The sequence below is a fragment of the Streptomyces sp. NPDC048584 genome, assembly GCF_043199595.1.
In the GTDB taxonomy this organism is placed as follows: Bacteria; Actinomycetota; Actinomycetes; order Streptomycetales; family Streptomycetaceae; genus Streptomyces; species Streptomyces edwardsiae.
Map to the genome: position 1 here is coordinate 40,416 of NZ_JBICWF010000015.1, position 13,530 is coordinate 53,945.

The window sequence follows — 13,530 nt, forward strand, 5'->3', positions numbered from 1 at the left end:
ACCTTGCGCGTACTGCTCACCGGACACCAGGGCTACCTCGGCACCGTGATGGCACCCGTCCTCACGGCGGCCGGACACGACGTCGTCGGTCTGGACGCCGGCCTGTTCGCCGACTGTGTCCTCGGCCCGGCGCCCGTGGACCCGCCGGGGCCGCGGGTGGACCTGCGGGACGTCACCGCCGAGCATGTGGCCGGGGTGGACGCCGTGATCCATCTGGCCGCGCTCTCCAACGACCCGCTGGGCTCGCTCGCCCCGGAGCTCACCTACGACATCAACCACCACGCGTCGGTCAGGCTGGCCCGGCTGGCCCGTGACGCCGGTGTGCAGCGCTTCCTGTACGCGTCGACCTGCTCGGTGTACGGCGCCGCCGGCGGCGACGACCTGGTGACCGAGGAGGCCCCGCTGCGACCGGTGACGCCGTACGCGGAGTCCAAGGTGCGGGTGGAGGACGATCTGCACGCGCTCTGCGACGGCGACTTCAGCCCGGTGTACATGCGCAACGCCACCGCCTTCGGCCACTCCCCCCGGCTGCGCGCCGACATCGTGCTCAACAACCTGGTCGGACATGCCCTGTTGTCCGGCGAGGTGCTCGTGCTCTCCGACGGCACCCCGTGGCGTCCGCTGGTGCACGCCGCCGACATCGCGCGCGCCTTCGCCGCCGCGCTGGTCGCGCCCCGGGAGGCGGTGCACGACCGGGCGTTCAACATCGGCAGCGAGGTCAACAACGTCACCGTCGCCGAGATCGCCGAGCAGGTCGCCGAGGCGGTGTCCGGCGCCAAGGTCGTGATCACTGGGGAGACGGGTGCCGACCCGCGCTCCTACCGGGTGGACTTCTCCCGGTTCCGTGCCGCGATACCCGGCTTCGACTGCGAGTGGACGGTGAAGCAGGGCGCGCTCGAACTCGCCGACGCCTACCGGCGGCACGGGCTGACCCGGGAGGGCTTCGAGCAGCGCTTCACCCGGCTCGCCGTGCTGCGCGCGGCGTCCGACGCCGGCACCGTCGACGACACCCTGCGGTGGCGCCGATGACCCAGCCCGGCGAGGAGATGTACGCGCTGGTGGAGCGGATGTACCCGCTGTGCCGGAGCATCACGGGCGACGGTGTGCGCGCCACCCTGGGCATCGTCGACGAGTACATCCCCCTGCGCATGCATGAGGTGCCGACCGGGACGCGGGTCCTCGACTGGACGGTGCCGCAGGAGTGGAACATCCGCGACGCGTACGTCGCGGACGCCGGCGGCCACCGGGTCGTCGACTTCCGCGCGTCCAGCCTGCATGTGCTCGGCTACAGCGTGCCGGTGTCGGCGACCATGCCGCTGGCCGAGCTGCGCGAACACCTGCACACCCTGCCGGACCATCCGTCCTGGGTGCCGTACCGCACCAGTTACTACGAGCCGAAGTGGGGCTTCTGCCTGGCTCAGGAGACCCTGGACGCGCTCCCGGACGGCGAGTACGAGGTGCGTGTCGACTCCACACTCGCCGACGGTCATCTCACCTACGGCGAGCATGTCGTCCCCGGCCGGGTTCCCGACGAGGTGATCGTCTCCTGCCATGTCTGCCATCCGTCGCTGGCCAACGACAACCTGGCCGGCATCGCGGTCGCGGTCTTCCTGGCCCGGGCGCTCGCGGAGCAACGGCCGTACTACACCTACCGGTTCGTCTTCGCCCCCGGCACCATCGGGGCGATCACCTGGCTGGCCCGCAACAGGGAACGGGTGGACCGGGTCAAGCACGGACTCGTGCTGGCCTGCGCGGGCGACCCGGGACAGCTGACGTACAAGCGCAGCCGGCGTGGCGACGCGGAGATCGACCGGGTGCTGCGGCACGTCCTGGCCTCCTCCGAACGCCCGCACCGCATCACCGAGTTCACTCCGTACGGCTACGACGAGCGGCAGTACTGCTCCCCCGGGTTCGACCTCGGCGTGGGCTCGCTCACCCGGACCCCGTACGCGGGCTACCCCGAGTACCACACCTCGGCGGACAACCTGGACTTCGTCTCCCCCGAGGCGATGGCCGACACGCTCGCCGTCTGCCGTGAGGCGTTCGCCGTGCTCGACCGCAACCGGCGGTACGTCAACCTCAGCCCGTACGGCGAACCGCAGCTGGGAAGGAGGGGGTTGTACGACTCGCTCGGCGGACGCAGCGACGCCAAGCAGGCCCAGCTGGCCATGCTCTGGGTGCTCAGCCTCTCCGACGGCGAGCACGGTCTGCTGGACGTCGCGGAGCGGTCCGGGCTGCCGTTCGACACGATCGCCGACGCGGCCGACGCGTTGCACGGCACCGGGCTGATCAAGGCGTGACGCCGATGACCGCCGAGGGGGAGGAGACGACGACACCGCCGGGGCCCGCCCGGCGGGGCGTCGTCGGGCGGCTGTCCTGGGGGCTGGCCGACCAGGCGGCCTCCAGCCTGTCCAACTTCGTGGTCGGCGTCTATGTGGCCCGCTCACTGGGACTGACCGCGTTCGGTGTGTTCAGTCTGGCCTGGGTGACGTACGGCGTGGTGCTCAACGTCTCCCGCGGGCTGGCCACCGACCCTCTCGTGGTGCGCTTCAGCGGCGTGCCGGAAGCGGTCTGGCGCGGGGCCGTGGCCCGGTCGTCGGGCACCGCGCTGCTCGTCGGCACCGGCATCGGCACGGTGTCGCTGGCCGCCGGTCTGGCCATCGGCGGCCAGGTGGGGGCCGCGTTCGCCGGTCTGGGCGTCGTACTGCCGGGGCTGCTGCTGCAGGACGCCTGGCGGTACGCGTTCTTCGCCGCCGGCGTCGGCCGGAAGGCGTTCGTCAACGACGTCGTGTGGGGTGTCGCGCTCGTCCCGGCCATGGTGGTCGCGGCCCGCGTGGGCACGGTGACCGCGTTCCTGCTCGCCTGGGGCGGGGCCGCCGCGGTGGCGGGAGCGTACGGCTGGTTGCAGTCCGGCATCCGGCCCCGGCCGGGCGGGGCGCGCGACTGGCACCGCGACCACCGCGACCTCGGCTACCGGTATCTGGCCGAGAACGTCGGTGTCAGCGGCGCCGGCCAGATACGGGCGTACGGGCTCGGTGTGATCGTCGGCGTCGGCGCGGTCGGGGTGGTCCGGGGCGCGGAACTGCTGCTGGGCCCGTTCCTCGCCATCCTGATGGGCCTGTCGCTGGTCACCGTCGCGGAGGCGGCGCGGGTGCTGCGGCAGGCACCGCACCGGCTCGGACCGTTCTGTTTCCTGCTCGGCGGCGGGCAGGCCGTCGCCGCGCTGCTGTGGGGCGCGGTACTGCTGCTGGTGCCGGACCGGCTCGGTGAGCTCGTCCTCGGTGACGTCTGGAGCTCCGCCGCCGAGCTCATCGTGCCGGTCACGCTCGGTGTCGCGGCCGCCGGCCTCGGCACCGGCGCGGCGTCCGGGCTGCGCGCGCTCGCGGCGGCCCGGCGCAGCCTTCGCTCCCAGTTGTTCGCCTCCGCCTGCTATGTCACCGGCGGGCTCGGCGGCGCGGTCGCCGGCGGCGTGGTCGGCTCGGCCTGGGGTGCCGCCGCGGCGTCCGTGTGCGGCTCCGCCGTGTGGTGGCTGCAGTTGCGGGCCGCTTTGCGTGAGCGCCAAGACCATTCCGTTCCCGAAGTGAGGAATCCATGACCCCCCACCCCCGGCTGAGCATCGGCCTGCCCGTCTACAACGGCGAGGAGTATCTGGCCGAATCGCTCGACGCCCTGCTGGGCCAGACCTACGAGGACTTCGAACTGGTCATCTCCGACAACGCCTCGACCGATGGGACCCAGGACATCTGCCGCCGCTACGCGGCGAAGGACTCGCGTATCCGCCATGTCCGGCTGACCCGGAACATCGGTGCCGCGCCGAACCACAACTTCGTGTTCACCGAGTGCCGGGGCGAGTTGTTCAAATGGGCCTCGCACGACGACCTGTACGCCCGTGATCTGCTGCGGCGCTGTGTGGAGGCGCTCGACGAGCGCCCCGACGTGATCCTCGCGCACTCCGGTCAGGCGGTCATCGACGGCGAGGGCAAGGTGAAGGTGCCGTACGAGTACGGACTCGCCACCGACTCGCCGCACGCGCCGGAGCGCTTCCGCAGTCTGCTGTTCGAGCCCGGGGGCGACGACTTCTACGGGGTGATGCGGGCCGACGTGCTGCGCCGGGTGAAGCCGCACGACAGCTACCACCACGCCGACCGCACCTTCGTCGCCGAGATCACCCTGCACGGCCCCTTCCACCAGGTGCCGGAGCTGCTGTACTTCCGCCGCGACCACCCCACCCGCGCCGAGCGGGCGAACCCCTCCAAGCGGTCCAGGTGCGTCAATCTGGACCCACGCAGGGCGGGACCGCTGCATCCGACACCCCGGCTGCTCGCCGAGTACGTCCTGGGGTTCGGGTCGGCGGTGCGGCGGGCGCCGCTGTCCGCGGCCGACCGGCGTGCCTGCTACCGGCACCTCGCCTCGTGGATGACCAGCAGGGTCCGTCCGGGCGCCGGCGAGCGGGTCGAGGACCGCGCCCCGGTCGACCCGGCCCGGCTCACCGTCTCCGTCGACGCCCTCGTCGCCGGCCGTGAAGGGAGGCAGGCATGAGGTCTGCGCAGGAGAAGCCGTTACGGGTCGGTGTGTTCGGTCTGCTCGGCTCGGGGAACAGCGGCAACGACGGCTCGCTGGAGGCCGTGCTCGACCACCTCCGCGCCGCGCACCCGGAGGCGGTGGTGGACTCGATGTGCGGCGGGCCCGAGGTGGTCGCCACCCGGTACGGGATCCACACGACGCGGCTGAACTGGTACCGCGGGGAGTACCGGACCGCGTCCCGGGTGGGCGCGATGGCGGGCAAGGCGCTGGGCAAGCTCGTCGACGTCGTCCGCACCGCCGCCTGGGTGCGCCGGCACGACGCGGTGATCGTGCCGGGCACGGGTGTCCTGGAGACCACGCTGCCGTTGCGGCCGTGGGGGTTCCCGTACTCGCTGTTCCTGCTGTGCGCGACGGGGCGGCTGTTCGGCACCAAGGTGGCACTGGTCAGCGTTGGCGCAGGGCCGATCGGCAACCGGCCGACCCGGTTCCTGACCCGCTGGTCGACCCGGCTGGCCGCGTACCGGTCCTACCGCGACACCCACTCGCGTGACGCGATGCGGGCGATGGGCGTGGACACCTCGCGGGACGGGATCTACGCGGACCTCGTGTTCGCGCTGCCCGCCCCGGTGCCGAACGAGGCCGCGGGCATGTCCGGCCCGGTGTGCGTCGGTGTCATGGACTTCCACGGGAACAACGACGAGCGTGACCGGGCGGAGGAGATCCACCGCCGCTATCTGGAGGGGACGACCCGGTTCGTCCGCGCGCTGGCAGAGGACGGCCGGCCCGTGCGGCTGCTCACCGGGGACGAGCTCGACCGGCCGGTGGCCGCCGCGATCGCCGACGCGGTGGGCTCGCCGCTGGTCACCGTCGCCGAGGCGGCGTCCCTGGCCGATCTGATGAAGGAGACGGCGTGCGCCGACGCCGTGGTCGCGACCCGGTACCACAATCTGGTCTGCGCGCTGAAGGCCGGCACCCCGACGCTCGCGCTCAGCTATTCGGCGAAGAGTGACGCGCTCATGGCCGACATGGGGCTGGGCGAGTTCTGCCACCCGGCGCGCGAGGCCGACGCGGACCGGCTGCTGGAGCGGTTCCGTGAACTGGAGCGCAGGTCGCCCGAGTTACGCCGGACACTCACCGAGCGCAATCTGGCCGTCGCCCGGCGCGTCGAGCGCCAGTTCGCCGACATGGCCGCCGTTCTCTTCGGCACCGGCACTTCCGCACGGCAGGAGACTCGATGAGAGTGACCGAAGTCCCGGCGGTCTCGGGAGCGTTCCTGTTCGAGCCGACGCCGTACAGCGACGAACGCGGCTTCTTCTGCCGTACGTTCGACGCGGACGTGGTCCGCTCGGTGGGCCTCGACCCGCACGCGTTCGTCCAGGACAGCGTCTCCCGCTCGGTGCGGGGCGTGCTGCGCGGCATGCATCTGCGCTCCGGCGCGGGTGAGGCCAAGCTGGTGCGGTGCTCGTACGGGAGGATCTTCGACGTGGTCGTGGATCTGCGGCCGGACTCACCGACGTATCTGGGCCGGGCCTTCTTCGAGCTGTCCGGTGAGACGCAGGCGACGCTGTACATCCCGGCGGGCTGCGCGCACGGTTTCCAGGCACTCACCGACACCGCCGACACGTCGTACCGGATCGACCGCCCGCACGACCCGGCGGAGGACGTGACGATCGCCTTCGACGATCCCGGACTCGCCATCCCCTGGCCGCTGCCGGCCGTATCGATGTCCCAGCGGGACCGTGAGGCGCCGAGTCTGGCCGACGTCCTGAAGAACAGGGAGAGTTGAGAACACCGTGGAGATCCCGGACACCCCGGACACCGACGACTTCTCGCTGCCCCGCTCGCGGGAGGCGAACGAGCGGCTGAACGCCCTGATCCCCGGCGGCGCGCACACCTACGCCAAGGGCGACGACCAGTACCCCGAGGATCTGGCCCCGGTCATCAGCCACGGCCGGGGCGCCCATGTGTGGGACGTCGACGGCAACCGCTACGTCGAATACGGCTCCGGTCTGCGCTCGGTCAGCCTCGGTCACGCCCACCCGCGCGTGACCGAGGCGGTGCGGCGGGAACTGGACCGCGGCAGCAACTTCGTCCGGCCGTCCCTCGTGGAGGCCGAGGCGGCGGAACGCTTCCTGGCCACCGTGCCGACCGCCGAGATGGTGAAGTTCGCGAAGAACGGCTCCGACGCCACGACGGCCGCGGTACGCCTGGCCCGCGCGGCCACCGGGCGCCCGCGGGTGGCCCTCTGTGCCGACCACCCGTTCTTCTCCGTCGACGACTGGTTCATCGGCACCACGCCGATGTCCGCCGGAATCCCGGCACGGACGACCGAGTTGACCGTGTCGTTCCCGTACGGCGACCTGCCCGCCACCGAGGAGCTGCTCACCCGGTACGGGGGCGAGATCGCCTGCGTCATCCTCGAACCCGCCACCCACACCGAACCGCCGCCCGGCTACCTCGCCGGACTGCGCGAACTCGCCGACCGGCACGGGTGCGTGCTGGTCTTCGACGAGATGATCACCGGTTTCCGCTGGTCCGAGGCGGGCGCCCAGGGCCTGTACGGCGTCGTCCCGGACCTCTCCACCTTCGGCAAGGCACTGGGCAACGGCTTCGCCGTCTCCGCGCTGGCCGGGCGCCGGGATCTGATGGAGCGGGGCGGACTGCGCCACTCCGGTGACCGGGTGTTCCTGCTGTCCACGACCCACGGTGCGGAGACGCACGCGCTGGCGGCGGCGATGGCCGTGCAGACCACGTATACGCGGGAGGGCGTCACCGCCCACCTGCACGCGCTGGGAGCGAAGTTGGCGGCGGGCATCCGGGAGGCGGCGGCCGGCATGGGCGTGGCCGACCATGTCGTCGTGCGGGGCCGGGACAGCAACCTGGTCTACGCCACCCTGGACGAGCGGGGGCGGCCCTCACAGGAGTACCGCACCCTGTTCCTGCGCCGGCTGCTCGCGGGCGGGGTGCTGGCGCCGTCGTTCGTGGTGAGCGCCGCGCTCACCGACGCGGACATCGATCACACCGTCGAGGCGGTCGCCGGGGCGTGCGCGGTGTACCGGAAGGCACTGGACGCCGGCGACCCCACGCCCTGGCTGGGCGGACGCCCGGTGAAACCGGTGTTCCGCAGCCGGGCGTGACAGTACGTCAGAGGTGTTTCCGGGCGACCGCGTCGATGGTCCACGCGGTCGCCGGAACCACCGCGAGGGCGGTGCACCAGCCGCCGAGGGCGTCGGTCGGATAGTGCGATCCCATGGCGACCTGTGCCCACCCCATGGCGGCACCGGCGACGAGTGCCGCGCCGAGTACCAGTGCCGGCCCGGCCGTTCTGCCGAGGCCGAGCCGGCCGGCCACGAGCAGCGCCACCGTGAGGGCGAAGGCGGTGAGGAAGGCGGTGTGCCCGCTCGGGTAGGACAGGTTCTCGTCACCGTGGATGGTGCGCCCCACCAACGGCTTCAGCAACGTCGTCGTTCCCGCGGCCGCACCGGGCCCGGCCACGACGAACACGGCCGCACGCGGCCACCGCATCAGCAGGCACACCGCCGCACCGCCCACGGCCAGCAGCGCCGCTCCCCCGGGATCCCCCAAGAAGTCGACGGCCTGGGCGACTTGCCACCCCGCCCCGTACACCGCCGCGCCGACCCGCGCATCGACGCCGCCGGGCTCCCCGTCCCCGGCATACACGGCCCCGAACACCCCGGCCACCAGCGCGGCGATCACGGCGATCACGGCGAGCCGCCGGCGCAGCGCCGGTGGCAGCACGGGTGGCCTCGTCCGGCCGGGGCGGGTGGGCAGGGCCACTTCGTCCAACATGGATCCATCATCGCAGCGCCGCCCGGACCGGGGGGCGACATGACCGCGGGTGTGAGACTGGGCGCATGCTCGACGCAACGATGCCGCACGACGACGATCCGGCGCTCGACGACCCGGTGGGCGGGTCACTGGCCGGCCGGCACGCGCACCTCGCACGCAGGCGCGGCCGGGCCGCCGCCTACCTCACGGACGTGGCGACCTTCTCCACCGTGACCGCCGACCCGGACACGCGGGACTGGGCCGACCTCGCCGGACTGCTCGGTCCCGGCGCGTTCGCCGACATGTTCGACTGCCCGGCTCTCCCGCCGCCGGACTGGGAATCCGTCTTCAGCCTCGACGGCCGGCAGCTGATCTGGCACGGCGACGGCCGCGCCCCCGGGCCGGACACCGGTGTGGTCGAACTGGGCACCGCCGATGTGCCCGAGATGCTGGGCCTCGTCGCGCGGACCGAGCCGGGGCCCTTCCGGCCGCGCACGCACGAGCTCGGCACCTACCTCGGCGTCCGGGTGGACGGCACCCTGGTGGCGATGGCCGGGGAGCGCCTGCGCCCTCCGGGATGGACCGAGATCAGCGCCGTCTGCACCGCTCCCGAGGCACGGGGGCGGGGCCACGCCGCCCGCCTCGTCGGCACCCTCGCCGCCCGCGTCGTGGCCCGTGGCGAACGCCCCTTCCTGCACGTGGCCGAGCACAACACCGCCGCGACCGCGCTGTACGAGCGCCTCGGCTTCAGGACCCGCAGGCAGGTGACGTTCCGGGGCTTTCGCACCCCGGGGTCCGCGTGAGCCCCTGGTCGTGCTCCGCGTCGACCCGCGCGGTGACGCCGGTCCCGGTCCTGATCGGCTGGTCCTCCGTCCGCCGCGACAAGGCACTCGCGGCGGACGGAGGAGCGGGCGACGGGCCGTGACGGCGCGGCGCCCTCCCCACCTCAGCGGCGCAGGGTGAGGACTCCCGGGCGCCACGGCAGCGCGTTGTACTCGCCGCCCGCGTTCGGGTCCTTGCCCTGGTAGAGGAGCTGCAGGTTGCAGGGGTCGATGGTCATGGTCTGGTCGGGGTTGTCGCGGACCAGGTCACCGTGGCTGATGTCGTTGGTCCAGGTCGCACCGCTGTTGGCCTTGCCCGCGAAGGGGTTGCCCTCACTGGCGGCCTGCGGGGTCCAGGACCCGTTCAGGCTGGACGCGGTGAAGGAGCGGAAGTAGCGCCCGTTCCCGCCCATCGCCTCGACGATCATGAGGTACTGGTTCTGGCCCTTGACCTTGTAGACCTGCACTCCCTCGAACAGGTTGGCCTTGGTGTCGCTCATGATCGTGGTGTACGAGGAGCCGAAGTTGCCCGGGAAGTTCCCGATCGGCATGCTCGCCCGGTAGATCTTGCCGTTGTCGCCGGCGAAGAACAGGTACATGTTCTGGCCGTCGGCGATCAGCGTCTGGTCGATCGGGCCGGTGTCGGAGCCGGAGATGCTCCCGGTGAACAGCGGCTGTGGAGAGGACCATCCATTGGCGTTGGTCGGGTCGCTCGAGGTGCGGTACATGAAGGCCGCCGAACCCCACTGGTAAGCCAGCACCCACACGTTCTTGGGCGCGAAGTAGAACAGCGTGGGCGCCACCGCGCCCTGGCTCATCGCGTTCTGGCCGGCCGACGCCATGTCGGACCAGTTGGTGAAGGGGCTGAACACCATCGAGCCGTACGACGTTCCGTTCGAGGTGGACCCGTAGACCAGGTTCCTGCCGTTGTACTTCACCGCGGTGAAGTCCTTCAGCGCGACCCATCCGCTCCTCGGCTGCGCCAGGACACCCGTCGAGGACCAGCGGTACGTCGACGGCAGGGAGGAACACGAGCCGTCCGGCGGTGTCCCGGTCAGGCCGGTCCACTTCTGGTTGGCGCCTCCGTTGCACGTCCAGAGCTGGACCGCCGTGCCGTTGGCCGTGCCGTGGTCCTTCACGTCCAGGCACAGTCCGGACTCCACGCCGACGACCGTGCCGTCCGAGGTCACCCGCCACTGCTGGTTCGCGGCGCCGCTGCAGCTCCAGATCTGCACCCGGGTGCCGGCCGTGGTGGCGTGGTCCGGCACGTCGAGGCACTTGTTGCCGTACACGGTCAGCTGGTTGGCGTCCGTCAGCGTCCACTGCTGGTTGGTGCCGCCCCAGCAGTCGTAGATCTGCAACTGCGTACCGTCGGTCTGTGCGGCGCCCAGCACATCGAGACACCGGTTCGAACCGGTACCGCGTAAGGCCCCGGTATCGGCGGCCTGGGCCGGAGTGGCCACGAGCAGCGCCGCCAGCGCGGCCAGGGTCGCGACCACGGCGGCGAGCACCGCGGACGGATACCGGCGGCTGATACTTCGTCTACGCATGGAGACTTCCCCAAACTTGAGTGGACGGTCGAGGTGACGACACCCGGCGTTGACGTTCGGGATACCGAACGAGTGTCGCAGTATCGAGCAGCCTGAATGATAGGGAGCCGTCGATCGGCGTCAGTACCCCTCGCACGTGTCGCCATCGATTCCGAAACATTCTTCGGATCCCCTCCATGGAATGCCGCACGTCACCTGGGCCGCAGGGCGTGTAACCCGAAGTAAGGCCATGGATCCGCGAGCGAAGTGCACAGGAGACCCCTGTCAACGACACCGTCAACAATCCCTCGAAAGTTTCGACGCGGGGACAGAAACTTTTCCCGTCAGGAGTGTTGACGGGGCATCATCAACACCTCAATCATTCCTGTCTGAGAAACCGGCCTCGGCTCGATACGCCGAACAGGTGCCGGCCTCCGCCCGCCCCCTATGCCCCCCTGGAGGCACAGCATGGGCTCGTACGCCCTTACCGGACCCGCCGTCCGCGGGAAGATCCGCGGCTTACTGATGGCGCTGACCATCGGCACCCTCGGTGCGGCCACCGCACTGGCCGCACCACCGCCGGCCGCACACGCCGCCGAGAGCACACTCGGCGCCGCGGCCGCGCAGAGCGGACGCTACTTCGGCACCGCCATCGCCTCGGGCAAGCTCGGCGACTCGACGTACACCTCGATCGCGGGCCGTGAGTTCAACATGGTGACGGCCGAGAACGAGATGAAGATCGACGCCACCGAACCACAGCGGGGCCAGTTCAACTTCAGCTCCGCCGACCGCGTCTACAACTGGGCGGTGCAGAACGGCAAGCAGGTGCGCGGTCACACCCTGGCCTGGCACTCCCAGCAGCCCGGCTGGATGCAGAGCCTCAGCGGCAGTTCACTGCGCCAGGCGATGATCGACCACATCAACGGCGTGATGGCCCACTACAAGGGCAAGATCGTCCAGTGGGACGTGGTCAACGAGGCGTTCGCCGACGGCAGTTCGGGCGCCCGCCGGGACTCCAACCTGCAACGCAGCGGCAACGACTGGATCGAGGTCGCCTTCCGCACCGCGCGCGCCGCCGACCCGTCCGCCAAGCTCTGCTACAACGACTACAACGTCGAGAACTGGAACTGGGCCAAGACCCAGGCCATGTACTCGATGGTCCGGGACTTCAAGCAGCGCGGCGTGCCGATCGACTGCGTCGGCTTCCAGGCGCACTTCAACAGCGGCAGCCCGTACGACAGCAACTTCCGCACCACGCTGCAGAACTTCGCCGCCCTCGGCGTCGACGTGGCCGTCACCGAACTCGACATCCAGGGCGCCCCGGCCTCGACCTACGCCAATGTGACAAAGGACTGCCTGGCCGTCCAGCGCTGCCTCGGCATCACCGTCTGGGGCGTGCGCGACAGCGACTCGTGGCGGTCGGAGCAGACACCGCTGCTGTTCAACAACAACGGCGGCAAGAAGGCCGCCTACACCGCCGTCCTCGACGCGCTCAACGGCGGCGACACCACCACGCCTCCCACGGACGGCGGACAGATCAAGGGCGTCGCTTCGGGCCGCTGTCTGGACGTGCCCAGCGCGAGCACCACCGACGGCACCCAGCTCCAGCTGTGGGACTGCCACAGCAACAGCAACCAGCAGTGGACGTACACCGACGCCGGCGAACTCCGCGTCTACGGCGACAAGTGCCTGGACGCCGCGGGCACCGGCAACGGCGTCAAGGTCCAGATCTACAGCTGCTGGGGCGGCGACAACCAGAAGTGGCGCCTCAACTCCGACGGTTCCATCGTCGGAGTCCAGTCCGGCCTCTGCCTCGACGCCGCCTCGGCCGGAACCGCCAACGGAACCCTGATCCAGCTCTACTCCTGCTCGAACGGCAGCAACCAGCGCTGGACCCGTACCTGACGGGACGCGCGGCTCACCGCATCGAGGCCCGGCATCCGGTCACGCCTCCGTCCTCACGGACGCGACACCGCGATGCCGGGCGACGCCGTGGGCGAAGTCCGGTACGCGTGACGTGCCGTCCCGCAGACCGTGCGGGAACCGCCGGCGTCCGGCGTCGCGGGAGCCCGGCACACTGGTGTGGGCCGGGGCGGGGGTGGGGGCGCGACGCAGGACGGCGTCCATGTCCGTCGCCGTGAACGGACGCCTCGTCGGCGCCTCCCGGACGGCGACGCGTGCCTCCCTGACGACAGCCGAGGGAGCATGCCGGGTGACCCCGGTCGGGCCCGCTGACCCGCCAAGCGGCCGGACACGACCGTGCCCCCGTCTCCGGGAGACCGGATGCCGGGGGCACGGGGGACCGCACTGCTCACGGGGACGTCATCGCGTCGATCTCCCTCGCCACGTCCGCCGCCCAGTGCTCGATCACGGCGAAGTCGCGGAAGTCACCGCCCTTGCCGCTGCGGAGGATCATGCCGGCCACACGACCGTGCGCGCCTTCGGTGAGGCAACCGCCGAAGGTGACGTGCTGCCTGACGTCCAGCCTGTCCATGGCCCTCCTGACGCCCGGTACCGGCGGGATGTCCCGCTCCGAGGCCGTCGAATCGAGCGGCCCCGAGCTGAAGAACCAGACCGGCCGTCGCGACAGCGCTCCGCGGTTGCGTCGTACGAAGCGCCTGGCGTCCTTGTGCCAGCGCCCCGCGTACAGGGCGCCGCCGACCACCACCGCTTCGTAGCGGTCCGGGTCCGTCACGGACCCGGCGGGCAGCGCCTCGGCCGTGATCCCCGCCGTCCGCAGCACCTCCGCCACGGTCTCGGCGATCCTCTCCGTCGATCCGTTGGCCGACCCGTAGGCGACCAGCACCCTCTCGTCCATGGTGATCCTCCTCCTTCCTCGGTCGTCCGCGACGCCCGCGCGCCACGGT

General features: G+C 71.3%; 14 protein-coding genes. 10 read left to right on the plus strand and 4 right to left on the minus strand.

Going from position 1 to position 13,530, the window contains the following annotated elements:
- The first annotated feature begins 3 nt into the window (after positions 1–3).
- Genes ACGFR9_RS28640 through ACGFR9_RS28670 form a run of 7 tightly spaced genes read left to right on the plus strand, consistent with a single transcriptional unit; the run spans position 4 to position 7,661 of the window.
- A complete protein-coding gene (locus ACGFR9_RS28640; protein ID WP_393213877.1) occupies positions 4–1,029 on the plus strand; it encodes an NAD-dependent epimerase/dehydratase family protein in 1,026 nt (341 codons plus the stop codon).
- Positions 1,017–2,300 (plus strand): DUF4910 domain-containing protein, encoded by a 1,284-nt coding sequence (locus ACGFR9_RS28645; protein WP_393213880.1) that lies wholly within the window; start codon positions 1,017–1,019, stop codon positions 2,298–2,300. Before ACGFR9_RS28640 ends, ACGFR9_RS28645 begins: the two co-directional genes overlap by 13 nt.
- 5 nt (positions 2,301–2,305) lie before the next feature.
- Positions 2,306–3,595 carry a hypothetical protein gene (locus ACGFR9_RS28650; RefSeq protein WP_393213883.1) on the plus strand — a complete coding sequence of 430 codons (1,290 nt, stop codon included), beginning with the start codon at positions 2,306–2,308 and terminating at the stop codon, positions 3,593–3,595.
- The gene (locus ACGFR9_RS28655; RefSeq protein WP_393213886.1) at positions 3,592–4,539 is read left to right on the plus strand and encodes a glycosyltransferase family 2 protein; all 948 of its coding nucleotides are present in this window, start codon (positions 3,592–3,594) and stop codon (positions 4,537–4,539) included. The genes ACGFR9_RS28650 and ACGFR9_RS28655 overlap by 4 nt, the downstream gene beginning before the upstream one ends.
- Positions 4,536–5,762 carry a polysaccharide pyruvyl transferase family protein gene (locus ACGFR9_RS28660; protein WP_393213889.1) on the plus strand — a complete coding sequence of 409 codons (1,227 nt, stop codon included), beginning with the start codon at positions 4,536–4,538 and terminating at the stop codon, positions 5,760–5,762. Before ACGFR9_RS28655 ends, ACGFR9_RS28660 begins: the two co-directional genes overlap by 4 nt.
- Positions 5,759–6,310, plus strand: coding sequence for a dTDP-4-dehydrorhamnose 3,5-epimerase family protein (locus tag ACGFR9_RS28665; protein ID WP_393213892.1), 552 nt, complete (start codon positions 5,759–5,761; stop codon positions 6,308–6,310). Before ACGFR9_RS28660 ends, ACGFR9_RS28665 begins: the two co-directional genes overlap by 4 nt.
- 13 nt (positions 6,311–6,323) lie before the next feature.
- The gene (locus ACGFR9_RS28670; RefSeq protein ID WP_393214268.1) at positions 6,324–7,661 is read left to right on the plus strand and encodes a glutamate-1-semialdehyde 2,1-aminomutase; all 1,338 of its coding nucleotides are present in this window, start codon (positions 6,324–6,326) and stop codon (positions 7,659–7,661) included.
- 7 nt (positions 7,662–7,668) lie between these two features.
- Here ACGFR9_RS28670 and ACGFR9_RS28675 read toward each other — a convergent pair whose 3' ends face one another.
- Complete coding sequence (locus ACGFR9_RS28675) at positions 7,669–8,334, minus strand: phosphatase PAP2 family protein (RefSeq protein ID WP_393213895.1); 666 nt, start codon at positions 8,332–8,334, stop codon at positions 7,669–7,671.
- Between the two features lie 65 nt (positions 8,335–8,399).
- On the opposite strand from ACGFR9_RS28675, the gene ACGFR9_RS28680 reads away from it, so the two are divergent.
- Together ACGFR9_RS28680 and ACGFR9_RS28685 are read left to right on the plus strand one after the other, a co-directional pair.
- Entirely contained in the window at positions 8,400–9,116 is a 717-nt protein-coding gene (locus tag ACGFR9_RS28680; protein WP_393213898.1) for a GNAT family N-acetyltransferase, read from the plus strand.
- Entirely contained in the window at positions 9,113–9,238 is a 126-nt protein-coding gene (locus ACGFR9_RS28685) for a hypothetical protein (protein ID WP_393213901.1), read from the plus strand. Before ACGFR9_RS28680 ends, ACGFR9_RS28685 begins: the two co-directional genes overlap by 4 nt.
- 21 nt (positions 9,239–9,259) lie before the next feature.
- Here ACGFR9_RS28685 and ACGFR9_RS28690 read toward each other — a convergent pair whose 3' ends face one another.
- Positions 9,260–10,684 (minus strand): non-reducing end alpha-L-arabinofuranosidase family hydrolase, encoded by a 1,425-nt coding sequence (locus ACGFR9_RS28690; RefSeq protein ID WP_393213904.1) that lies wholly within the window; start codon positions 10,682–10,684, stop codon positions 9,260–9,262.
- Between the two features lie 447 nt (positions 10,685–11,131).
- Here ACGFR9_RS28690 and ACGFR9_RS28695 point away from each other — a divergent pair, with 447 nt between their 5' ends.
- Positions 11,132–12,568: an endo-1,4-beta-xylanase gene (locus tag ACGFR9_RS28695; protein ID WP_393213907.1), complete on the plus strand. Its 1,437-nt coding sequence runs from the start codon at positions 11,132–11,134 to the stop codon at positions 12,566–12,568.
- A gap of 39 nt (positions 12,569–12,607) precedes the next feature.
- Here ACGFR9_RS28695 and ACGFR9_RS28700 read toward each other — a convergent pair whose 3' ends face one another.
- Both ACGFR9_RS28700 and ACGFR9_RS28705 read right to left on the minus strand, forming a co-directional pair.
- Positions 12,608–12,790, minus strand: coding sequence for a hypothetical protein (locus ACGFR9_RS28700; protein ID WP_393213909.1), 183 nt, complete (start codon positions 12,788–12,790; stop codon positions 12,608–12,610).
- A gap of 184 nt (positions 12,791–12,974) precedes the next feature.
- Complete coding sequence (locus ACGFR9_RS28705; protein ID WP_393213911.1) at positions 12,975–13,481, minus strand: flavodoxin domain-containing protein; 507 nt, start codon at positions 13,479–13,481, stop codon at positions 12,975–12,977.
- Positions 13,482–13,530 lie beyond the last annotated feature (49 nt).